This is a genomic window from Streptomyces sp. NPDC046197 (assembly GCF_040646295.1).
In the GTDB taxonomy this organism is placed as follows: Bacteria; Actinomycetota; Actinomycetes; order Streptomycetales; family Streptomycetaceae; genus Streptomyces.
Genome location: NZ_JBEYZY010000064.1, coordinates 1 through 21,303, shown reverse-complemented (window position 1 = coordinate 21,303; position 21,303 = coordinate 1). Strand labels below are relative to the sequence as shown.

General features: G+C 70.0%; 19 protein-coding genes, 1 rRNA gene and 1 riboswitch. Of the genes, 13 read left to right on the top strand and 7 right to left on the bottom strand.

Features of this window, described 5'->3' with window-relative positions; translation table 11 throughout:
* From rrf to AB0A61_RS39590, 11 genes are all read left to right on the top strand, one after another.
* A 5S ribosomal RNA gene (rrf, locus tag AB0A61_RS39640) occupies positions 1-95 on the top strand; the annotation flags it as partial.
* A 107-nt stretch (positions 96-202) separates the two neighbouring features.
* Positions 203-811, top strand: coding sequence for a CDP-alcohol phosphatidyltransferase family protein (locus AB0A61_RS39635; RefSeq protein WP_361304089.1), 609 nt, complete (start codon positions 203-205; stop codon positions 809-811).
* Positions 812-927: 116 nt separating this feature from the next.
* Positions 928-3,423: a mannose-1-phosphate guanyltransferase gene (locus AB0A61_RS39630; RefSeq protein WP_361304086.1), complete on the top strand. Its 2,496-nt coding sequence runs from the start codon at positions 928-930 to the stop codon at positions 3,421-3,423.
* Positions 3,424-3,559: 136 nt separating this feature from the next.
* Entirely contained in the window at positions 3,560-4,465 is a 906-nt protein-coding gene (locus AB0A61_RS39625) for a DUF881 domain-containing protein (protein WP_361304083.1), read from the top strand.
* The gene (locus AB0A61_RS39620) at positions 4,462-4,794 is read left to right on the top strand and encodes a small basic family protein (RefSeq protein WP_003988855.1); all 333 of its coding nucleotides are present in this window, start codon (positions 4,462-4,464) and stop codon (positions 4,792-4,794) included. The genes AB0A61_RS39625 and AB0A61_RS39620 overlap by 4 nt, the downstream gene beginning before the upstream one ends.
* Positions 4,795-4,799: 5 nt before the next feature.
* Entirely contained in the window at positions 4,800-5,807 is a 1,008-nt protein-coding gene (locus tag AB0A61_RS39615; protein WP_361304080.1) for a DUF881 domain-containing protein, read from the top strand.
* Between the two features lie 130 nt (positions 5,808-5,937).
* On the top strand, positions 5,938-6,819 hold the full coding sequence (locus AB0A61_RS39610) for an FHA domain-containing protein (protein WP_361304095.1): 882 nt from the start codon (positions 5,938-5,940) through the stop codon (positions 6,817-6,819).
* Between the two features lie 42 nt (positions 6,820-6,861).
* The gene (locus tag AB0A61_RS39605; RefSeq protein ID WP_361304077.1) at positions 6,862-7,599 is read left to right on the top strand and encodes a MerR family transcriptional regulator; all 738 of its coding nucleotides are present in this window, start codon (positions 6,862-6,864) and stop codon (positions 7,597-7,599) included.
* A gap of 102 nt (positions 7,600-7,701) precedes the next feature.
* Entirely contained in the window at positions 7,702-8,175 is a 474-nt protein-coding gene (locus tag AB0A61_RS39600; RefSeq protein ID WP_026253112.1) for a bifunctional nuclease family protein, read from the top strand.
* A 288-nt stretch (positions 8,176-8,463) separates the two neighbouring features.
* Positions 8,464-9,087 (top strand): MerR family transcriptional regulator, encoded by a 624-nt coding sequence (locus tag AB0A61_RS39595; RefSeq protein ID WP_361304092.1) that lies wholly within the window; start codon positions 8,464-8,466, stop codon positions 9,085-9,087.
* A gap of 98 nt (positions 9,088-9,185) precedes the next feature.
* Positions 9,186-10,652: a DNA polymerase IV gene (locus tag AB0A61_RS39590; protein WP_361304074.1), complete on the top strand. Its 1,467-nt coding sequence runs from the start codon at positions 9,186-9,188 to the stop codon at positions 10,650-10,652.
* Here AB0A61_RS39590 and AB0A61_RS39585 read toward each other — a convergent pair.
* Positions 10,574-10,945 (bottom strand): PRC-barrel domain-containing protein, encoded by a 372-nt coding sequence (locus tag AB0A61_RS39585; RefSeq protein WP_361304071.1) that lies wholly within the window; start codon positions 10,943-10,945, stop codon positions 10,574-10,576. The two genes, AB0A61_RS39590 and AB0A61_RS39585, sit on opposite strands and share 79 nt — an antisense overlap.
* Positions 10,946-11,057: 112 nt before the next feature.
* Positions 11,058-11,152, top strand: a riboswitch (glycine riboswitch).
* Between the two features lie 178 nt (positions 11,153-11,330).
* Here AB0A61_RS39585 and gcvP point away from each other — a divergent pair.
* A complete protein-coding gene (gcvP, locus tag AB0A61_RS39580; protein WP_361304068.1) occupies positions 11,331-14,216 on the top strand; it encodes an aminomethyl-transferring glycine dehydrogenase in 2,886 nt (961 codons plus the stop codon).
* A 57-nt stretch (positions 14,217-14,273) separates the two neighbouring features.
* Here the strand turns inward: gcvP and AB0A61_RS39575 are convergent, their stop codons facing one another.
* From AB0A61_RS39575 to modA, 4 genes are all read right to left on the bottom strand, one after another.
* The gene (locus tag AB0A61_RS39575; RefSeq protein ID WP_361304065.1) at positions 14,274-14,693 is read right to left on the bottom strand and encodes a TOBE domain-containing protein; all 420 of its coding nucleotides are present in this window, start codon (positions 14,691-14,693) and stop codon (positions 14,274-14,276) included.
* Between the two features lie 74 nt (positions 14,694-14,767).
* Complete coding sequence (locus AB0A61_RS39570; protein WP_361304062.1) at positions 14,768-15,859, bottom strand: ABC transporter ATP-binding protein; 1,092 nt, start codon at positions 15,857-15,859, stop codon at positions 14,768-14,770.
* Positions 15,860-15,887: 28 nt separating this feature from the next.
* Entirely contained in the window at positions 15,888-16,790 is a 903-nt protein-coding gene (locus tag AB0A61_RS39565; RefSeq protein ID WP_361304059.1) for an ABC transporter permease, read from the bottom strand.
* Positions 16,791-16,852: 62 nt separating this feature from the next.
* Entirely contained in the window at positions 16,853-17,680 is an 828-nt protein-coding gene (gene modA / locus AB0A61_RS39560) for a molybdate ABC transporter substrate-binding protein (protein ID WP_361304056.1), read from the bottom strand.
* 204 nt (positions 17,681-17,884) lie between these two features.
* On the opposite strand from modA, the gene AB0A61_RS39555 reads away from it, so the two are divergent.
* The gene (locus AB0A61_RS39555) at positions 17,885-18,379 is read left to right on the top strand and encodes a molybdopterin-dependent oxidoreductase (RefSeq protein WP_361304053.1); all 495 of its coding nucleotides are present in this window, start codon (positions 17,885-17,887) and stop codon (positions 18,377-18,379) included.
* Positions 18,380-18,451: 72 nt separating this feature from the next.
* Here AB0A61_RS39555 and AB0A61_RS39550 read toward each other — a convergent pair whose 3' ends face one another.
* Both AB0A61_RS39550 and AB0A61_RS39545 read right to left on the bottom strand, forming a co-directional pair.
* A complete protein-coding gene (locus AB0A61_RS39550; protein WP_361304050.1) occupies positions 18,452-18,847 on the bottom strand; it encodes a helix-turn-helix transcriptional regulator in 396 nt (131 codons plus the stop codon).
* Between the two features lie 58 nt (positions 18,848-18,905).
* Entirely contained in the window at positions 18,906-20,855 is a 1,950-nt protein-coding gene (locus tag AB0A61_RS39545) for an amino acid transporter (RefSeq protein WP_361304047.1), read from the bottom strand.
* Positions 20,856-21,303: the final 448 nt, after the last annotated feature.

Below are 21,303 nucleotides of genomic sequence, written 5' to 3'. Positions count from 1 at the left end.
AAACGCCCGGTTACATTCCGAACCCGGAAGCTAAGCCTCACAGCGCCGATGGTACTGCAGGGGGGACCCTGTGGGAGAGTAGGACACCGCCGAACTCCTTTTAGAGCTCTGGCTTTTGGGCACAGCCCAAGAGCCAGAGCTTTTTTGCTTTGAGGTAGGGTCAGGAGGCATCGTCGGCACGTTCAGCACAGGAGGCCCCCGGGTGGAGGTCCAGGAGACCCGCGTCCAGACGGACCGGGTGCTCACCATCCCCAACATCCTCAGCATGGCGCGGCTCGTTGGCGTGCCTGTCTTCCTGTGGCTCATCCTCAGGCCGGAGTTCGGCGGACCCAAGAGCGATGGCTGGGCGCTGCTCGTGCTGGCGCTCAGCGGCGTAAGTGACTATCTGGACGGCAAGCTCGCACGCCGGTGGAACCAGATCAGCAGCCTCGGCCGGCTTCTCGACCCGGCGGCGGACCGGCTGTACGTCCTCTCGACGCTCGTGGGACTCACCTGGCGCGAAATCCTGCCTGTGTGGCTGACCGCGCTGTTGCTGGCGCGGGAGTTGATGCTGTTGGTGGCCGTGGGTGTTCTCAGGCGACACGGCTATCCGCCGCCGCAGGTGAACTTCCTCGGGAAGGCCGCGACCTTCAACCTGATGTACGCCTTCCCGCTCCTGCTGCTCAGTGACGGAAGCGGATGGATCTCGTCACTGGCTGCTATTTTCGGTTGGGCGTTCGCAGGGTGGGGTACAACCCTGTATTGGTGGGCAGGAGTCCTCTACGTGGTACAAGTCCGCCGCCTGGTCCGTGCGGACGCCATGGCCGGCTGAGCCCCCCGATTGTGGCGGCCACAGTGGCTCCGATGGCCCGCTTCGGAAAAGTGCGGGACAATCTGGACGGGTGAAGTCGGCTAGATCGTCATCTCTTGGAGGAGGACGCTTCCGACATGAAGGCCGTCGTGATGGCCGGAGGCGAAGGCACACGCCTTCGTCCCATGACCTCGAGCATGCCCAAGCCGCTCCTGCCGGTGGCCAACCGGCCGATCATGGAGCACGTTCTGCGGCTGCTCAAAAGGCATGGGCTGAACGAGACCGTCGTCACCGTGCAGTTCCTGGCCTCATTGGTCAAGAACTACTTCGGTGACGGTGAAGAGCTCGGCATGGAGCTCACCTATGCCAATGAGGAGAAGCCACTCGGTACCGCCGGAAGCGTCAAGAACGCCGAAGAGGCGTTGAAGGACGATGCCTTCCTGGTCATCTCCGGTGATGCCCTGACCGACTTCGATCTCACCGAGCTGATCAATTTCCACAAGGAAAAGGGCGCCCTGGTCACCGTGTGTCTCACGCGCGTGCCCAATCCGCTGGAATTCGGCATTACCATCGTCGACGAAGAAGGCAAGGTCGAGCGGTTCCTTGAGAAGCCGACCTGGGGCCAGGTCTTCTCCGACACCGTGAACACGGGCATTTACGTGATGGAGCCCGAGGTCTTCGACTACGTCGAGCCCGACGTGCCGGTCGACTGGTCCGGCGACGTCTTCCCGCAGCTCATGAAGGAAGGCAAGCCGATCTACGGCTATGTCGCCGAGGGCTACTGGGAGGACGTCGGCACCCACGAGAGCTATGTGAAGGCGCAGGCCGACGTCCTCGAGGGCAAGGTCGACGTCGACATCGACGGCTTCGAGCTGTCCCCGGGGGTCTGGGTCGCCGAGGGCGCGGAGGTACATCCCGACGCCGTGCTCCGCGGGCCGCTCTACATCGGCGACTACGCCAAGGTGGAAGCGGGCGCCGAAATCCGCGAGCACACCGTGGTCGGCTCGAACGTCGTGGTGAAGAGCGGGGCGTTCCTCCACAAGGCCGTCGTGCACGACAACGTGTACATAGGGCAGCACAGCAATCTGCGCGGGTGTGTCGTCGGCAAGAACACCGACATCATGCGGGCGGCGCGCATCGAGGACGGCGCGGTCATCGGCGACGAGTGTCTGATCGGTGAAGAATCGATCGTCCAGGGCAATGTGCGGGTCTATCCGTTCAAGACGATCGAGGCCGGTGCCTTCGTCAACACGTCCGTCATCTGGGAGTCCCGCGGTCAGGCACATCTCTTCGGCGCCCGTGGGGTCTCCGGGATCCTGAACGTGGAGATCACCCCGGAACTCGCGGTCCGGCTCGCCGGCGCCTATGCGACGACGCTCAAGAAGGGCTCCACCGTCACCACCGCCCGCGACCACTCCCGCGGTGCCCGCGCGCTGAAGCGGGCGGTCATCTCCGCCCTGCAGGCCAGCGCCATCGACGTACGGGACCTGGAGAACGTACCGCTGCCGGTCGCCCGGCAGCAGACCGCCAGGGGCAGCGCCGGTGGCATCATGATCCGGACCACGCCCGGGGTGCCGGACTCCGTCGACATCATGTTCTTCGACAGCCAGGGTGCCGACCTGTCGCAGGGCAGTCAGCGCAAGCTGGACCGTGTGTTCGCGCGGCAGGAGTACCGGCGTGCGTTCCCCGGCGAGATCGGTGATCTGTACTTCCCGTCCAGCGTCTTCGACTCTTACACGGGTTCGCTGCTGCGGAACGTCGACACGACAGGGATCGCCGAGTCGGGGCTCAAGGTCGTGGTGGACGCCTCCAACGGCAGCGCCGGCCTCGTGCTGCCGAGCCTGCTGGGCAAGCTCGGCGTCGACTCGCTGACCATCAACCCCGGTCTAGACGAGGCCCGGCCGACGGAGAGCGCCGAGATGCGACGCTCGGGGCTGGTGCGCCTGGGTGAGATCGTGGCGTCCTCGGGAGCCGCGTTCGGCGTGCGGTTCGACCCGGTGGGCGAGAGGCTCTCCCTCGTCGACGAGAAGGGCCGCATCATCGAGGACGACCGTGCTCTTCTGGTCATGCTCGATCTCGTGGCGGCCGAGCGGCGCAGCGGCCGGGTGGCGCTTCCCGTGACCACCACGCGCATCGCCGAGCAGGTGGCCGCCTACCACGGCACCCAGGTCGAGTGGACGACCACTTCTCCCGACGACCTGACCCGGGTCGGCGGCGAGGAAGGCACGATCTTCGGCGGGGACGGCAAGGGCGGGTTCATCGTCCCGGAGTTCAGCAGCGTCTACGACGGCACGGCGGCCTTCGTACGACTCATCGGGCTGGTGGCGCGAACCCAGCTCACTTTGAGCCAGATCGACGCCCGGATCCCGCGTGCGCACGTCCTCAAGCGCGATCTGCCCACTCCGTGGGCCGTCAAGGGTCTGGTGATGCGCCGGGTCGTCGAGGCGGCGGGAGACCGGTTCGTGGACACGACGGACGGCGTGCGGGTCGTGGAGACGGACGGCCGCTGGGTGATGGTCCTGCCGGATCCGGCCGAGGCGGTCACCCACCTGTGGGCCGAAGGGCCGGACGACGCCTCCGCGCAGGCCCTGTTGGACGAGTGGTCGGCGATCGTGGACAGCGCCGGACGGTGAGGCACGGGCCGAGCGGCAAGACGCCCGCCGGACGGTAAAACGGACAGCACGCACGCGTGCCGGACAAGTGTCCCCTAGGGGGCCTGTCCGGCACGCCGGTGGGGCCATTCGGAGGTACTGGGCACGACGTGCGACGATGTGCGGCATGCCGCAGCAACCCCCCATTCGGAGCATCACCTCGCGGCCTTCCCGTCCGGACGCCTCCATGTCGTTGATCACCAACGTCATGGACCACAGCCTCGACGACGGCTATGCCGAGGCCGCAGCGCGGAAGAAGGCCGCGGGCGAGGGCGGCATGCCGAAGAGCCTCAGGGCGCGGCTGGGGCTGGCCGCCGGCCTGGTGCTGGCCGCGCTGGTGGTCACCGTGGGAGCGGCGCAGGCGCGCGTGGCGGCTCCGGCCGTCGCCAAGGAACGCCAGGAGCTGATCGACCGCATCGACCGCGAGACCGCGGCGGCGGACAAACTCGAGGGCAGTGTCGACAAGCTGCGCGACGACGTGAGCGCGCGACAGCGGGAGGCGCTGAAGAAGAGCGGCGGCAGCGACCAGGCGGACCTGGTGGGCATGCTCTCGGGTGCCACCGACGTGCACGGCCCGGGCGTGAAGCTCGTCGTGAACGACGCCAAGGAAGCCACCACGGGCGGAGGCGGCAACCCGCGCGAGACCTCGGGTTTCTCCGACACGGGCCGGGTGCGCGATCGGGACATGCAGCGCGTCGTCAACGGACTGTGGCAGTCGGGGGCCGAGGCCGTCGCCATCAACGGACAGCGGCTGACCGCCCTGTCCGCGATCAGGGCCGCGGGTGACGCGATACTGGTCGACAACCGGCCGCTGGTGCCGCCGTACACGGTGCTCGCGGTGGGGGATGGGGAAAGTCTCAGCACCCGGTTCCAGAACAGCCCCGACGGGCTGTATCTGCACGCCCTGCAGGAGAACTACGGCATCAGGACCGGCATCTCCGTGGAGACCGACGTCCGGCTGCCGGCAGCACCGAGTGTGATCGTACGTACCGCACAGCCGAGCACTGAGAAGGGCACATCGTGATCGCCGTACTGGGCCTCGTCGTGGGAGTCGTGGCCGGACTGTTGGTCCGGCCTGAGGTTCCGGCGGTCGTCGAGCCTTATCTGCCGATCGCCGTCGTGGCGGCGCTGGACGCCGTCTTCGGTGGTCTGCGGGCCATGCTCGACGGCATCTTCGACGACAAGGTCTTCGTGGTGTCGTTCCTGTCGAACGTGGTGGTGGCCGCGCTCATCGTGTTCCTGGGTGACAAGTTGGGCGTCGGAGCCCAGCTGTCCACGGGCGTCGTGGTCGTTCTCGGTATCCGCATCTTCTCCAACGCCGCGGCGATCCGACGGCACGTGTTCCGGGCGTGAGGCCGATGAGCAACCAGGACGAACGGCCCGACAGCCGACCGCACACGGACGAGCAGGACAGCGGGCCGCAGCAGGGGCCGCCGGAGAACCTGCCGCTTCGGGACGAGCCTGCGCACCGGCTGCGCAAGGAGCTCCCGGAAGAAGTGCCCGCGCCTTCTCCCCGCACCGAACAGGGCGGCCGCACGGAACAAGGCGGTCACACGGAACAGGACGCCCGGACGGAACAGCCCGCCCGCGCGGATCAGCCCTCCGCGGTGTCTGCGAGCCCCGGTGAGACGTCCGAACCGGCGCTGACCGGGCGGCAGCGACTCGTCAACGGCCTGTGGCCGCCGCGGGTCACTCGCGCGCAACTCATCGTCGCCCTGCTGCTGTTCGGCCTCGGCTTCGGCCTTGCCGTCCAGGTCGCCTCCAACAGCAACAGCGACAGCGCGCTGCGCGGCGCCCGGCAGGAGGACCTGGTGCGCATCCTTGATGAACTGGATGACCGCACTCAGCGTCTTGAGGACGAGAAGCAGGGTCTTGATAAGCAGCGCCAGGAGCTGGAGAACAGTTCGAACCAGGCTCAGGAGGCGCGCAAGCAGACGGTCGAGAAGGAGAAGCAACTCGGCATCCTGGCGGGCACCGTGGCCGCGCAGGGACCCGGCATCACGATGACGATCGAGGACACGAAGGGGACGGTCCAGGCGGACATGCTGCTCGACGCGATACAGGAGCTGCGCGCGGCCGGTGCGGAGGCGATCCAGGTCAACGGTGTGCGCGTAGTCGCCGGCACCTATCTGACAGACTCCGGCAAGAGCGTGGACGTCGACGGGAACAAGATCACCGCGCCCTATCGTTTCAAGGTCATCGGCAAGCCGCAGGACCTCGAACCGGCGCTCAACATCCCCGGAGGCGTGGTGCAGACCCTGGAGAAGGAGCAGGCCACCGTGGCCGTCGAGCGCTCGGACAAGATCGTCGTGGACGCCTTGCGGGCCGTGAAGCGCCCTGACTACGCTCGGTCGTCCTCCCAGTGAACCGGGGGTGCATGGGGGCCGTCCGGCAGGGGCATGAGGTTGCGGGGGGTCGGCGCACCGATTGGGTGGTGCGTGATGGAAACTGTCTGGTGGATACGGACGTTGTGAAGATGTCCGGGTCGGCCGGTGTATTCATTCAGGGTTCGTCCTGCCCCACGGGCGGGTCTGTTTCGGTCAAGGGGAATCGCCCGTGAAGTTGTTTGCGAAGTTGTTCGGCAAGAGCGCGCGAGAAGGTAGCGACAACGCGACCGCTCGCCATCGCGCCCAGCCCGATGCCGAGGGCCGGCGTCCGCTGTTCCGGGATCAGGTTGCTGGTCCGGGCGGGGACGTTTCCCAAGGCCAGGGCGCGCCGTCTGTTGACCCTGCCCAGTCGAGCGGCATAGGTTTCGGGCAACCGTCAACCTCAGGTACGGGTGGAGGGTTTACCGCCGACCCGTACGCGTCCCATGCCCCGGTGGGGCAGCCTCGGCAGGAGGATCCGTCCATGGCCCTGGTGTGTACGAGGTGCGGTAACCGCAATGCGGAGAACAGCCGCTTCTGCTCCAACTGTGGTGCACCGCTGAGGGGCGGCGCCGCCCCGGAGCGTCCCTCGGAGACGACTTCCACGATCTCCATCTCCGGTCTGGAGGCGTACGACGCCGAGGCCACCGGCCAGACGCCGATGCTGTCGCCCGAGGCGCAGGCGGCCGTCGACGCACTGCCGCTCGGCTCGGCGCTGCTCGTGGTGCGCCGCGGGCCGAACTCCGGCAGCCGCTTCCTGCTGGACGGCGAGCTGACCACGGCCGGGCGTCACCCGCAGAGCGACATCTTCCTGGACGACGTGACGGTCTCGCGTCGGCACGTCGAGTTCCGGCGTGGCCCGGACGGCACGTTCACGGTGGCGGACGTCGGCAGCCTGAACGGCACGTATGTCAACCGGGAGCGGATCGACCAGGTTGCTGTGTCCAACGGCGACGAAGTGCAGATCGGCAAGTACCGGCTGGTGTTCTACGCGAGTCGGCAGGGCATCTGACCCTCCCCCGGACCGCGTCCGGGGGGACCCCAGGGAAGGTCCATGCTTCAAACACCGAGCGGCGGTGCCGGGCACGGCGCCGCCGCCGCGGACAGTGGGCTCATGAGTATCGGCACGGTGCTCAACGTGCTGCGCGGCGAGTTTCCCGAAGTGACCATCTCCAAGATCCGTTTCCTGGAGTCGGAGGGCCTCATCGAGCCGCAGCGGACTCCGTCGGGGTACCGCAAGTTCAGTGCGCAGGACGTCGAGCGTCTGGCCCGCGTCCTGCGGATGCAGCGGGACCACTATCTGCCCCTGAAGGTCATTCGCGAGCACCTGGACGCGATGGAGCGCGGCGAGGCCGTGCCGCTGCCGTTGGTGGGCCGTCCGCGCGACGGCGAGGTGGTGCCGGTCCCCTCGGAGCCGCCGGTGGCGGCCCGGATCGGCCGGACGGAGCTGCTGGCCGCCGCCGGGATAGACGAGGCCGTGCTGCGGGAGTGGGAGTCCTACGGGCTCGTCACTCCGCTGGAGGACGGGGCCTATGACGCGGAAGCGGTCACCGTGGCCTCGCTCGTCTCCGAGCTGGGACGGTTCGGGATCGAGCCCCGCCACCTGCGCGTGATGAAGGCGGCCGCCGACCGTGAAGCCGGCCTCGTCGACCAGGTGGTGGCGCCGCTGAAGCGTCACCGCAATCCGCAGACCAGGGCCCACGCCGAGGCCCGTACGAAGGAGCTCGCGGAGCTCACGGTGAGGCTGCACGCGGCCCTGGTGCAGACCGCGCTCGGCGTGCGGCTGCCCTGAGCGGGGATGTGGCGGTCCTGGCCCGGCGGCGCGGAGGCCGGATCGGCCCCCCGTTTCCGGCCCGACTACCCAAACGTCCCGGGCACGGCCTAGGGTTACTGTGTGAACGAGCTCGATGTCGTAGGTGTCCGGGTGGAAATGCCCTCCAACCAACCGATCGTGCTCCTGCGTGAAGTGGGAGGCGACCGCTACCTCCCCATCTGGATCGGGCCCGGGGAGGCGACGGCGATCGCCTTCGCCCAGCAGGGGATGGCCCCCGCGCGACCGCTGACCCACGACCTGTTCAAGGACGTGCTGGAGGCCGTCGGCCAGGAGCTCACCGAAGTACGCATCACGGACCTGCGTGAGGGCGTCTTCTACGCGGAGCTGGTCTTCGCCAGCGGGGTCGAGGTGAGCGCCCGCCCGTCCGACGCCATAGCGCTGGCCCTGCGCACCGGGACGCCGATCTACGGCAGCGACACGGTGCTCGACGACGCGGGCATCGCGATCCCGGACGAGCAGGAGGACGAGGTGGAGAAGTTCCGCGAGTTCCTCGACCAGATCTCGCCGGAGGACTTCGGCACCAGCAGCCAGTGAGACGGCCGCGGCTTCGCGACACCGGACGAGGCGCGGGTTCGGGTGTCGGTGACCGGGTCGGCCCCGGCCGGTCGTCGGCACATGCCGTCGGCTATGGGGGCCGTCCTGCGGCTCCCCTCGAGCGCATCCGGCTAGCCTTTCCCCACGAGGGGGCACGGCAAACCACTCTTAGGGTGATTATCACTCGGCGTGCCGAGTGTGGCGATCGTTGACGCACCCCCGGTGACTGCCTACCGTCGAGGAGGCAGGTCAAGGACGGAGGTCGGCGTGAGAAGCAGCGGCGGCGGTATGGCGGGGGGTGCCCCCGGACACGGTCTCGGGGGAAGCAGTCCGTACCCGCTTCACGGCAGCGCGGCCGATCTCGCTCCGCAGCGACCGACGGCCGTGCCGAGCAGCGGAGGGACGACGTCCATGGCGTCCGAGCAGATCGGCTACCGGGGTCCCACGGCCTGCGCGGCGGCCGGCATCACCTACCGGCAACTGGACTACTGGGCCCGCACCGGCCTCGTCGAGCCGAGTGTGCGACCCGCCTACGGGTCCGGTACGCAGCGCCTGTACAGCTTCCGCGACGTAGTCGTGCTGAAGATCGTCAAGCGCTTCCTCGACACCGGCGTGTCGCTGCAGAACATCCGTACCGCGGTCCAGCACCTCCGTGAGCGCGGTTTCAGCGACCTGGAGCGCATGACGCTGATGAGCGACGGTGCCACGGTCTACGAGTGCACCTCGCCCGACGAGGTGCACGCGCTGCTCCAGGGCGGCCAGGGCATCTTCGGGATCGCGGTCGGCGTGGTCTGGCGTGACGTCGAGAGCGCACTGTCCCAGCTGCACGGGGAGCGCATCGACACCGGCGAGACCCTGGTCGGGCCCAATCCCGGCGACGAACTCGCCCGGCGGCGCAACCGGGCCGTCTGAGGTCTCCGCCGTGCGGCCCGGGGTCTCCTCGGGCATCTGAGCAGTCGAGCAGCCGCCGACGGGCGTCGTTGTCAGTGGCGTGGTGCAGCATCGGATGTGTGAGAACCGCGCCCACGATCCTGCATCTCGACATGGATGCCTTCTTCGCCCAGGCGGAGCAGGCATCCAAGCCGAGCCTGCGCGGGAAGGCCGTCATCGTGGGCGGGCTCGGACCTCGCGGAGTGGTGGCGACCGCTTCGTACGAGGCGCGGGTCTTCGGGGTCCACTCGGCGATGCCGATGGCCCAGGCGCGGCGACTGGCGCCGAATGCCGCGTACCTGGTGCCGCGCTTCGCCTTCTACCGCTCGATCAGCGACCAGGTGATGGGGCTGCTGCGGGCGCTGTCGCCGCTGGTGGAGCCCCTCAGCCTGGACGAGGCGTTCGTGGACCTGGAGGCCGGGGGAGCGGCCTGGGACGCTGACTCGGCGAAGCTGGCGGCGACGAAGTTGCGCGCCGACATACGGGCGGTGACGGGCCTGACCGGATCCGTGGGCCTGGCCGCCTCCAAGATGCTCGCCAAGATCGCGTCCGAGCGGGCCAAGCCCGACGGGATGGTGCTCATCGAGCCGGGCACCGAGCGGGCCCTGCTCGGTCCGCTGTCGGTGCGAACCCTGCCCGGCGTCGGCCCGGCGACCGGCGACCATCTGCGGCGGGCCGGGATCCACACCGTCGACGAGCTCGCCGAGGCGGGGGAGGACGAGCTCGTACGGCTGCTGGGCAGGGCCCACGGGCACGCGCTGTATGCCATGGCGCTGGCGTACGACGAGCGGCCCGTGGTCGCCGAGCGCGAGGCGAAATCGGTGTCCGTCGAGGACACCTACGACGTGGACATCCACGACCGGCTACGGGTGAGCCTGGAGGTGCAGCGGCTCGCCGACCGGTGCGTGCGGCGGCTGCGCGGAGCCGGCCTGTCGGGGCGGACCATCGTGCTGAAGGTGCGGAGGTACGACTTCTCCACCCTGACCCGCTCGGAGACGCTGCGCGGGCCCACGGACGACCCGGCGGTGGTCCGGGAGGCGGCGGCCCGCCTGCTGGACTCCGTCGACACCACGGGCGGGGTGCGACTGCTCGGCGTGGGCGTCTCCGGGCTCGCCGACTACACGCAGGAGGATCTGTTCGCCCAGCTCGCCCAGGTGGCGGGCGCGCCTGAGGACACCCGCGCCGAAGAGACGACCGAGGAACCGGCCGAGGAGCAGTCGGCGCCCACCGACCGGCGCTGGCCGGCGGGCCACGACGTGTGGCACACCGAGTTCGGGCACGGATGGGTGCAGGGCAGCGGCCTGGGCCGGGTCACCGTGCGGTTCGAGACGCCCGACTCGGAGCCGGGGCGGGTGCGGACCTTCCGCGTCGACGACCCGGCCCTGGAACCGGCGGACCCGCTCCCGCTGGTGCCGCGAAGACCGGACGAAACCGGCCGCGCCTTCGTGACACCGGCCGAGGCGGGGGTTCAGGTCTCGTCCGAGCCGGCCAGCTTGCCGAAGTCCCGGTCCGGGAACGCGGAAGGAGGCGCCACGTCCAGGCCGTAGTGGTGGTAGAGCTGCAGTTCCTGTTCGGGGGAGAGATGACGTCCGACGCCGAAGTCGGGGGCCTCCTTGATCAGGGCCCGGTCGAAGGGGACGCGCAGGGCGCCCTCGACCAGTTCGCTGGGCTCCAGGGGGACGAAGGCGTCCCGGGAGAACAGGCCGGTGCGTATGGCCGCCCACTCCGGCACACCGGTCGCGTCGTCGAGGTAGACCTCGTCCACCGTGCCGATCTTGTTGCCGTTGCGGTCGAACGCCTTGCGGCCGATCAGGTTGCGCGGATCGATTTCGGTCTGCACGGGCCCTCCACTTGGTCGCAACTCATCCGTAAGCACTACAAAAGAGCACATTCCTCAAGGCGGCCACTCGAAGCAGTGCGGAGATGCCCGCTGGTACGCTGGCAACGGCTGCTGACCCCGTGCGGGAGAGTCCTCCGGTAACACCGGAGGCGCCGAAGGAGCAAATCCTCCCCGGAATCTCTCAGGCCCACGTACCGCACGGACGAGGTCACTCTGGAAAGCAGAGCGGGTGTCGACGGCTTCCGCTCTCACCGACGGTGAAAACCGGGAGCCCCCTGGGCGACCCGGTGAAGCTCTCAGGTTGAGATGACAGAGTGGGGAGGCCGTCGGGGCACCCGTGCCGTGGTGTCCCTCGAAGGTCGCGCCAGACCAGGAGGCCTCCGCCATGACCGCCCATCGCATTCCGCTCTCCGAGCTCGAACAGGGAACGCCCTTCGAGCAGCGCCACATCGGCCCCGACCAGGAGGCCCGGGCCAAGATGCTCGCCCAGGTGGGCTACGGCTCGCTCGACGAGCTCACGGCCACCGCGGTGCCCGACGTGATCAAGAACGCCGACGCGCTCGATCTGCCGGGCGCGCGCACCGAGGCCGAGGTGCTGGCCGAGCTGCGCTCTCTCGCCGACCGCAACCAGGTCCTCGACTCCATGATCGGGCTTGGGTACTACGGGACGTTCACGCCGCCCGTGATCCTGCGCAACGTCATGGAGAACCCGGCCTGGTACACCGCGTACACCCCGTACCAGCCGGAGATCTCCCAGGGCCGTCTCGAGGCGCTGCTGAACTTCCAGACCGTGGTCGCCGACCTCACCGGCCTGCCCACCTCCGGCGCCTCCCTGCTCGACGAGGGCACCGCCGCCGCCGAGGCCATGTCGCTGTCCCGGCGCATGGGCAAGAACAAGAAGGGTCTGTTCCTGGTCGATGCGGACGCCCTGCCGCAGACGATCGCCGTGATCGAGACCCGCGCCGAGCCGACCGGCGTCGAGGTCGTCGTCGCCGACCTCAGCGAGGGGATCCCCGCCGAGATCGCCGAGCGTGAGATCAACGGCGTACTCCTTCAGTACCCGGGCGCCTCCGGTGCGGTGCGCGACCTGCGGCCCGTGATCGACCAGGCGCACGAGCTGGGTGCCCTGGTCACCGTCGCCGCCGACCTCCTCGCACTCACGCTGCTGAAGTCGCCCGGCGAGCTCGGCGCCGACATCGCGGTCGGCACCACCCAGCGCTTCGGCGTCCCGATGGGCTTCGGCGGACCGCACGCCGGCTACATGGCGGTGCACGAGAAGTTCGCCCGCAGCCTGCCAGGCCGCCTGGTCGGCGTGTCCGTCGACGCCGACGGCAACAAGGCCTACCGCCTGGCGCTGCAGACCCGCGAGCAGCACATTCGCCGGGAGAAGGCCACCAGCAACATCTGCACCGCCCAGGTGCTGCTCGCCGTGATGGCCGGCATGTACGCCGTCTACCACGGCCCCGAGGGCCTGCGGACCATCGCGCGCCGCACCCACCGCTACGCCGCCCTCCTCGCCGAGGGGCTCAGGGCGGGCGGCGCCGAGGTCGTCCACGGCGCCTATTTCGACACACTGACCGTCAAGGCCGAGGGCCGCGCCGCCCAGGTCGTCGCCGCCGCCCGCAACAACGGCGTCAATCTGCACCTCGTCGACGCCGACCACGTCTCCATCGCCTGCGACGAGACCACCGCGCGGGCCCAGCTGGCCGCCGTGTGGAACGCCTTCGGAGTCGAGGGCGACATCGACGCGCTGGACGCGGCCACCGGGGACGCCCTGCCGGACGCGCTGCTGCGTACCGACGACTACCTCACCCACCCCGTCTTCCACCAGCACCGCTCCGAGACCGCGATGCTGCGCTACCTGCGCAGGCTGGCCGACCGCGACTACGCGCTCGACCGCGGCATGATTCCGCTGGGCTCCTGCACCATGAAGCTCAACGCGACCACGGAGATGGAGCCGGTCACCTGGCCCGAGTTCGGTCAGGTGCACCCGTTCGCCCCCGCCGAGCAGGCGCAGGGCTACCTCACCCTCATCCGGGAGCTGGAGGAGCGCCTGGCCGAGGTCACCGGCTACGACAAGGTCTCCCTCCAGCCGAACGCCGGCTCCCAGGGCGAGCTCGCGGGCCTGCTCGCCGTCCGCGGCTACCACCGCGCCAACGGCGACGAGCAGCGCACCGTCTGCCTCATCCCGTCCTCCGCGCACGGCACCAACGCCGCCAGCGCCGTGATGGCCGGCATGAAGGTCGTCGTCGTCAAGACCGCCGAGGACGGCGAGATCGACGTCGACGACCTGCGGGCCAGGATCGAGCAGCACCGCGACGAACTGGCGGTGCTGATGATCACGTACCCGTCCACGCACGGCGTGTTCGAGGAGCATGTCGCCGACATCTGCGCCCAGGTGCACGAGGCGGGCGGTCAGGTGTACGTCGACGGTGCCAACCTCAACGCCCTGGTCGGTCTCGCCAAGCCAGGCCACTTCGGCGGCGACGTCTCGCACCTCAACCTGCACAAGACGTTCTGCATCCCGCACGGCGGCGGCGGTCCGGGCGTCGGCCCGGTGGCCGTACGGTCGCACCTGGCGCCGTACCTGCCGAACCACCCGCTGCAGCCCGAGGCCGGTCCCAAGACCGGCATCGGCCCGATCTCGGCCGCGCCCTGGGGTTCGGCGGGCATCCTCCCGATCTCCTGGGCGTACGTACGGCTCATGGGCGGCGAGGGCCTCAAGCGTGCCACCCAGGTGGCCGTGCTGTCCGCGAACTACGTCGCCAAGCGCCTGGAGCCGCACTTCCCGGTGCTCTACACGGGCCCCGGCGGCCTGGTGGCGCACGAGTGCATCATCGACCTGCGGCCGCTGACCAAGGCGACCGGCGTAACGGTGGACGACGTCGCCAAGCGGCTGATCGACTACGGCTTCCACGCGCCGACGATGTCGTTCCCGGTGGCCGGCACGCTGATGATCGAGCCGACCGAGTCGGAGGACCTGGCGGAGCTGGACCGGTTCTGCGACGCGATGATCGCGATCCGTGCCGAGATCGACAAGGTCGGCTCCGGCGAGTGGCCCGCGGACGACAACCCGCTGTGCAACGCCCCGCACACCGCCGCCGCGCTCGGCGCGACGTGGGAGCACGCCTACGGCCGTGAGGAGGCCGTCTTCCCGGCCGGTGTCGTGGCCGCCGAGAAGTACTGGCCGCCGGTGCGCCGCATCGACCAGGCCTTCGGCGACCGGAACCTGGTCTGCTCCTGCCCGCCGCTGGACGCGTACGAGGACTGACAGCCGCACAGGGGCTCCGCCCCGGCCCTGCGAGGCCGGGGCGGAGCCCTTCGCGTGTCACGCCGTCGCCAGCGACACCTCCGTCGACTTGATCAGGGCGACGACCCGTGACCCGGCCGACAGGCCGAGGTCGTCGGCGGCCTCCTTGGTGATGGCGGCGGTCAGCTCACCGCCCTCGACGTCGACCTTGACGGACGCCATGGCGCTGCCCGTGGCGACGTCGGTGACCGTACCGGGCAGCCGGTTGCGGATGGACAGTCCTTCGACGGGCCCGGTGGCCAGGGCCACCTCCGTCGACTTCACCAGGGCGCTGACGGCGGAGCCCTCGGCGAGGCCGAGGTCCTCGACGGACTCGCGGGTGATCGCCGCGGTGAGGTCCTGGCCGCCCCTCAGACGGATCCTGACCGTGGCCATCGCCTCGCCCGGGGTGACGGCGGTGACGGTGCCGGGCAGTTGGTTGCGGATGCTCAGGCTCATGGGGCGCGCCTCGCAGAGTCACAGGGTGGGCCCGGTGGGCCCCGGCGGTCCTCACCGTAACCGCCGACGGGGCCTCAGGCCGGGTAGGCGTGCGTCTGCGTCGCCTTCACCGTCGCCCAGACCGGTGCGCCGGGGTGCAGGTCGAGCTCTGCCGCGGCGACGGTGGTGAGGTCGGCGGCCAGCAGGAGTTCTCCGGTGAGGTCCGCGCGGATCTGGTCGCCGTGCGTCTCCAGCCCTGCGACCTCGCAGCGCCACAGGTTGCGGGCGCTGGTGCCGGTGGGGCGGCTGCGGTGGAGGGTGACCGCGCCGGGCGGAAAGGCCACGAAGACCGGTCCGGACAGATCCTCCGTGGTGGTGATGTCGGGACCGTCGTCGAGCCGGACCAGGTGGCCGTCGGCCTGTCCCCGATACAGGTTCAGGCCGACCAGTTGCGCGATGTAGTCCGTCCGTGGGTGCCGGGCGATGTCGGACGGGGTTCCCTCCTGGACCACGCTGCCCTGCTCCACCACGACCAGCCGGTCGGCGAGCACCATGGCGTCCAACGGGTCGTGCGTGACCAGGACGGCGACCGCTTCGAACTCGGCGAGATGGCGCCGCAGCCGGGCGCGGATGTCCAGCCGGGTCCGGGCGTCGAGGGCGGCGAGCGGCTCGTCGAGCAGCAGCAGCCGGGGGTGGGTGGCCAGCGCGCGGGCGAGGGCGACCCGCTGGGCCTGACCGCCGGACAGACGGCGGGGCTTGGCGCCCGCCTGGTCGGCCAGCCCCATGCGGCCGAGCCACTCGGCGCCCCGTGCGCGGGCCTCCGCCTTGGTGGCGCCCTGGCAGCGCGGTCCGAAGGCCACGTTGTCGAGGGCGGTCAGGTGCGGGAAGAGCAGGTAGTCCTGGAAGACGACACCGACGGGGCGGGCCTCGGGCGGGGTCCGGTCCAAGTCCGCGCCGTCCAGCCGCAGATGGCCGCCGCCGAGTGGCACGAGTCCGGCGAGGGCGCGCAGGGCCGTGGTCTTTCCGGCGCCGTTCGGGCCGAGGAGGGCGACGACGTCGCCGGGTGCGGCCCGCAGCGTGACGTCCAGGCGGAAGGAGCCGCGGTCGACGACCAGCCGGGCGTCGAGGCCGGCGCGCAGGGCGCCGTCGGTGCCGGTCCCGGCGGAGGTCTCGTCGATGTCGGTCATGAAGTGATCGTCCAGAAGTCGCGGCGGGTCAGGAAGAGGTCGTCATCCAACGATCCCGCAGTCCCGCCAGCACCGCGATGGACACGGCGAGCAGCACCAGACTGAGGGAGATCGCCGCCTCCGGGTCGTTCTGCAGAGCCAGGTAGACGGCGAGCGGCATGGTCTGCGTACGGCCGGGGAAGTTGCCGGCGAACGTGATCGTCGCGCCGAACTCGCCGAGTGCCCGCGCCCAGGCCAGCACGGCGCCCGCCGCGATGCCGGGGGCGATCAGCGGCAGGGTGACCCGGCGGAACGCGGTGAAGCGGGAGGCGCCCAGCGTGGCGGCCGCCTCCTCGTAGCGCGGGTCGGCGGCCCGCAGCGTGCCCTCGACGCTGATGACCAGGAAGGGCATCGCCACGAAGGCCTCCGCGACCACCACCCCGGCCGTGGTGAAGGGGAGTGTGATACCGAACCACGAGTCCAGCCACTTGCCGACGAGGCCGTTGCGCCCGAGCGCCAGCAGCAGCGCGACACCGCCCACCACGGGCGGCAGGACGAGGGGCAGAGTCACCAGGGCACGCACGAAGCCGCGCCCGGGAAATTCCGCGCGGGCCAGCAGCCAGGCCAGCGGCACGCCGACCACGAGGCTCACCGCGGTCGCCGCCGTGGCGCAGACCAGGGACAGCTGGAGGGCCTGCCACACCTCGGGACTGGTCAGCTGCTCGGGCAGGCTGCTCCAAGGGGCCCGCACGACCAGCGCGACGAGCGGCACGAGCAGGAATGCCAGGCCCACCAGCGCGGGGAGCAGAAGGGGCAGCGGCACGCCCCGGAAGGGCCGCCCGCGCCGTGACCCGCCGACGAAGGTCACGGCGCCGGACTTGCCGACGCGGGCCCCGGCACCGGACCCGGCCACCGGGGTCGCGGTGCCGGGCCCGTCCGTGCGGGCGTCCATGGGGGTCCTGGTGCCGGACCCGTTCAGGGGGGTCCTGGCACGGCCGGACTCGTCCTGCGGAGTCACGGCTTGAGGAACCCCGCCTCGGTCAGCACCTTCTGGCCCTCGGCGGAGGTCACCAGGGCGATGAACGCCTTCGCCGCCGCGGCGTTCGGGGCGCTCTTCAGCAGGGTGATCGGGTAGGCGTTGACGGCCTTGGCCGACTCGGGGAACTCCACGCCCTCCACCTTGTCACCGGCGGCCTTCACATCGGTCCGGTAGACGACGGCCGCGTCGGCCTCCTTCAGCTCGACCTTGGTGAGCGCGCTCTTGACGTCCTGCTCGTAGGAGGCCGGGGTGAGCTTGAGGTTGCTGGCGGCGAGTGCCTTCTGGGCCGCGGCGCCACACGGCACCGTCTTGTCGCACAGCACGACCTTCGGGCCGGACTTGGTGAGGTCCTTCAGGGAGGAGACCTTGTCGGGATTGCCCGGCAGGGTGGCGATCTCCAACTGGTTGCGGACGAAGGTCACCGGCGTGCCGACCCCGTCCTGCTTGTCCGTGACGGCCTTCATCGTCTTCGGGCTGGCCGCCGCGAACACGTCGGCGGGGGCGCCGCCCGTGATGCTCGCGGCGAGGCTGTCGCTGCCGGCGAAGTTGAAAGTGACCTTGGTGCCCGGGTGCTGCTGCTCGAACTCCGTGCCCAGCTTGGTGAAGCTCTCCTTCAGCGAGGCGGCGGCGAAGACGGTCACCGTGCCGGACAGCTTCGCCGACCCCGACGAAGCCGGGGAGCCGGAGTCGGAGGACTTCGACGACGAGTCGTCGGAGGAGGAGCAGGCGCTCAGGGCCAGCAGCGCAGCCGCGGCGGCACCGGCCACCTGCAGGGTCCGGATCCGGCGCACGGAACGGGTCATCACGGTGCACTCCTCTGGTTCTTCACGGAAAAGCTGTCGCGCCCTTCCACGACCGGCAAACAGCCGTGCGGCGATGATACGCCCGCAATTGCCAGCCGCAAGCGTCCTGTGGCATTGCATGAGCTGTGCTCCTGCGGGCCTGGGGTGGCATGTGCGTTTGTACGGGGCTGCCGCGCGGGTACGGACACCGAGGAGGTGGTGCATGTGACGCTCGCGGAGCTCACCCTTGGCGGCGATCTGGCCCGGCCGGCCCGGCTCACCGTGGCGGATCTGCTCGGCTGGCCGCAGCACCGGGTGCCGGTCAGCTTCGAGTGCGCCACCAGCGGCGTGCAGCACCACCGCTTCGCCGGACCGCGTCTGTACGACGTGCTCGCCGACGCGGGGCCCGGCTTCGACCCGGCACGGCGCAAGGACCGTCTGCGCTTCCTCATCGCCGTCACCGGCGCGGACGGGCACCACGTCCTGCTGTCCTGGGCCGAGATCGACCCCGACTTCGCCCATGCGCCCGTGCTGCTCGCCGTCAGCATCGACGACACCCCGCTCGACCGCGCAGGGCCCCAGCTCGTGCTCCCGCAGGACCGCTGCGGGGCCCGGCACATCAGCGGGATCAGAGGGATACGGGTGGATGGCAGGTACCGGTGGTGGCAGGCGGAGCCGGAGCCGGCCGCACCCCTCCACGGGTCGGCGGCAGCTCGGTAAGGCGACCCGCTGCGTAGGGGTAGGGCGACCCGCTGCGTAGGGCGGGGTCGCCCGGGCCGGCCGTGTTTCCGGTCAGACCCGGTCGATGTGTACGTTTGTCGACTTCACGCGGGCCGTGGCCTCCATGCCGATCTCCAGGCCCAGTTCCTCCACGGCCTCCCGCGTGAGCAGCGAGACCAGGCGGTGCGGGCCGGCCTGGATCTCGACCTGGGCCGCGACGTCACCCAGTTTGATGGCGGTCACGATCCCGGGGAAGGCGTTGCGGACCGACGTGTAGGAGGTGCCCTCCTCGCCGCCCCCGGTCCGGGCCAGCTCGACGGAGAAGGCGGCGAGGTCGCGCCCGTCGATGAGCCGCCGTCCGCCCTCGTCGCGGTGGGTGGCGACCCGGCCGGCGTCGGCCCACCGGCGCGCGGTGTCCGGACTGACGCCGAGCAGCCGGGCGGCCTGGCCGATCGTGTAGGAGTGCATGCCGGTCACGATAAGGCCACGGGGAGGGAACGGTGGGCGTGGGGTGGGCCGGTGCGGCTCAGCCGGTGTGGACCCGGGGCCGCTTCTCGCGGTTCGGCTCGGCCTCGCGCAGCACCTCGCGGGTGACCGGCGCGACCTCGCCCTGACCGAAGAGGAAGAAGCGCAGGAAGTTGGCGAAGGGGTTGCCCTCGGTCCACTCGAAGTAGATGTGCGGGGTGCAGTTCGTCATCTCGCGGACGTGCAGCAGGAGTGCGGCCAGGGCGTTGGGGATGGAGAAGGACTCCAGGGTCAGGACGCGGTAGCGGTCGTGCAGGACCTCGCCGCGCACCACCAGACCGGCCTCGAACTCGGAGGGGTCGGTGACCGTCACCTCGGCGAAGACGAAGTCCTCCGTGAGCGGGATGTCGTTGTCCTCCCGGATCTGCTCGATCTTCTCGCGGTACTCGGCCTTGTCGCGCCGGTCGGGCTCGTTGGCGATGAACCGTATCTTGCGGCTGGCCATGTCCCTGACGAACCGTTCGGCCATGGGGTCCAGCGTCACGTGGGTCACGCGCAGCTCGAAGGCACGGGCCAGCCGGGACAGCAGCGATACCAGGATGATGCCCGCGATGAAGCAGGCACCGATCTTCACACCGTCGGGACGCTCGATGACGTTGACGACCGTCGTGTAGAGGAACACCGCCGAGATCACGGCGAACGCGATGGTCCACTTGCGCTGGCCGGCCTTGCGGGAGGCGATGGTCACTGCGATCGCCGCGGAGCTGATCAGCACCAGCACGCCGGTGGCGTACGCGCCGCCCTGCGCGTCCACGTTGGCGTCGAAGATCCAGGTGACCAGGAAGCCGATGAGCGTGAAGACGATGACCATCGGGCGGACGGCCCGCGCCCAGTCCGGGGCCATGCCGTAGCGCGGCAGGTAGCGCGGCATCAGATTGAGCAGTCCGGCCATCGCGGAGGCACCCGCAAACCACAGGATGGCGATCGTGGAGACGTCGTAGACCGTGCCGAAGACGTTTCCGAGGTACTCGTGGGCGAGATAGGCCAGCGCACGTCCGTTCGCGGATCCGCCCGCCTTGAACTCGTTCTCCGGGATGAGAAGGGTGGTGATGAAGCTGGTCGCGATGAGGAAGCAACTCATGATCAGAGCCGCGGTGGTGAGCAGCTTCTTCGTGTCCCGGATCCGGCCGGTCGGCTGCTCCTCCGTGTCGTGCGGGTCGCCCTTGACGTGCGGCATGACGGCGACGCCGGTCTCGAACCCGGAAAGGCCGAGCGCGAGTTTGGGGAACACCAGCAGGGCCACGCCGATCATGGCGAAGACGCTTCCGTGCTCGGTGATCAGGGCGCTGGACCAGTCCGTCACCACGTGCGCCGCCGTGACGACGTGCCACAGGCCGACGACGACCACCACGACGTTCAGCGCGAGGTAGATGCCCACCAGGGCGACCGCCACGCCGATCGCCTCCAGGAACCCTTTCAGGAACACCCCGCCCAGGAGTGCCACCAGGAGCAGTGTGATCAGCATCTGGTGGCTGTGCAGCACGCTCGTCAGATGCGGGTTCTCCACCAGGTGGGTGGAGGCGTCGGCGGCCGACAGCGTGATGGTGATCAGGAAGTCGGTGGCGGCGAAGCCCAGCAGGGTCAGGACGAAGAGCTTGCCCTGCCAGAAGGAGAGCAGCCGCTCCAGCATGGCGATGGAGCCTTCACCGTGCGGGCTCTCCTCGGCGACGCGCCGGTAGACCGGCAGGGCACCGGCGAGGGTGACGAGGACGAGCACCAGGGTCGCCACGGGGGACAGCAGTCCGGCCGCCAGGGCCGCGATGCCGGGCTGATAGCCGAGGGTCGAGAAGTAGTCGACGCCCGTCAGGCACATCACCCGCCACCAGCGCTGGCCCTCGTGCGGGGGCTCCGGTACGGCGTGCGGTGCCTGCTGCACGCCCTTGCCCATGTCGGACAGTCCCTCCAGCATCCAGGTGCGCAGACGACTGGGAGGGTGCTCTGTGGTGGCCATGGGCCCTGCTCCTGTTGTGCGGCTCAGCGTGTGGTTTTGGCCATCACGCGGACGGCGGCACCAGCGTATGCGGAGCGTGACGTGCGGGCCCACGGATACGGAGGGCAGGGGCGTCAATCTTCCGTTAAGACTGGCTCCGCGGACGCTGCCCGCACGTCAAAGCTCGCGGGTCGGGAAGCAAGCGGCGGACTTTGGGCCGTATGGGTGAGGTCGGTCGGCGGTCGGGGCGGTCGACGGCTGAGCGGCCCGGGCGGACACCCAGCGTCATGGCGCCGGGCGAACCGCCCGTGCGGCGGGCCTCGGCGCGTCGCCGTTTGGGCAGACATTAGGGGCCGGGCCATCCCTCCGGCCGATCTAGTGCCCCGGCAGGCAACGTTCGCCCCGTCGCGACGCCCGGCACGCACTCTCGCCGCACCGGCCGAAAGCCCAAGTACGTCCAGTACGAGGA

What these genes read in the sequence shown, in the direction of transcription:
- AB0A61_RS39545 (WP_361304047.1), bottom strand. Translation starts at nt 20,855, where the DNA reads ATGGCCACCACAGAGCACCCTCCCAGTCGTCTGCGCACCTGGATGCTG.
- AB0A61_RS39625 (WP_361304083.1), top strand. Translation starts at nt 3,560, where the DNA reads ATGTGCGGCATGCCGCAGCAACCCCCCATTCGGAGCATCACCTCGCGG.
- AB0A61_RS39565 (WP_361304059.1), bottom strand. Translation starts at nt 16,790, where the DNA reads ATGGACGCCCGCACGGACGGGCCCGGCACCGCGACCCCGGTGGCCGGG.
- AB0A61_RS39615 (WP_361304080.1), top strand. Translation starts at nt 4,800, where the DNA reads ATGAGCAACCAGGACGAACGGCCCGACAGCCGACCGCACACGGACGAG.
- AB0A61_RS39630 (WP_361304086.1), top strand. Translation starts at nt 928, where the DNA reads ATGAAGGCCGTCGTGATGGCCGGAGGCGAAGGCACACGCCTTCGTCCC.
- AB0A61_RS39575 (WP_361304065.1), bottom strand. Translation starts at nt 14,693, where the DNA reads ATGAGCCTGAGCATCCGCAACCAACTGCCCGGCACCGTCACCGCCGTC.
- gcvP (WP_361304068.1), top strand. Translation starts at nt 11,331, where the DNA reads ATGACCGCCCATCGCATTCCGCTCTCCGAGCTCGAACAGGGAACGCCC.
- AB0A61_RS39570 (WP_361304062.1), bottom strand. Translation starts at nt 15,859, where the DNA reads ATGACCGACATCGACGAGACCTCCGCCGGGACCGGCACCGACGGCGCC.
- AB0A61_RS39595 (WP_361304092.1), top strand. Translation starts at nt 8,464, where the DNA reads ATGGCGGGGGGTGCCCCCGGACACGGTCTCGGGGGAAGCAGTCCGTAC.
- modA (WP_361304056.1), bottom strand. Translation starts at nt 17,680, where the DNA reads ATGACCCGTTCCGTGCGCCGGATCCGGACCCTGCAGGTGGCCGGTGCC.
- AB0A61_RS39605 (WP_361304077.1), top strand. Translation starts at nt 6,862, where the DNA reads ATGCTTCAAACACCGAGCGGCGGTGCCGGGCACGGCGCCGCCGCCGCG.
- AB0A61_RS39550 (WP_361304050.1), bottom strand. Translation starts at nt 18,847, where the DNA reads ATGCACTCCTACACGATCGGCCAGGCCGCCCGGCTGCTCGGCGTCAGT.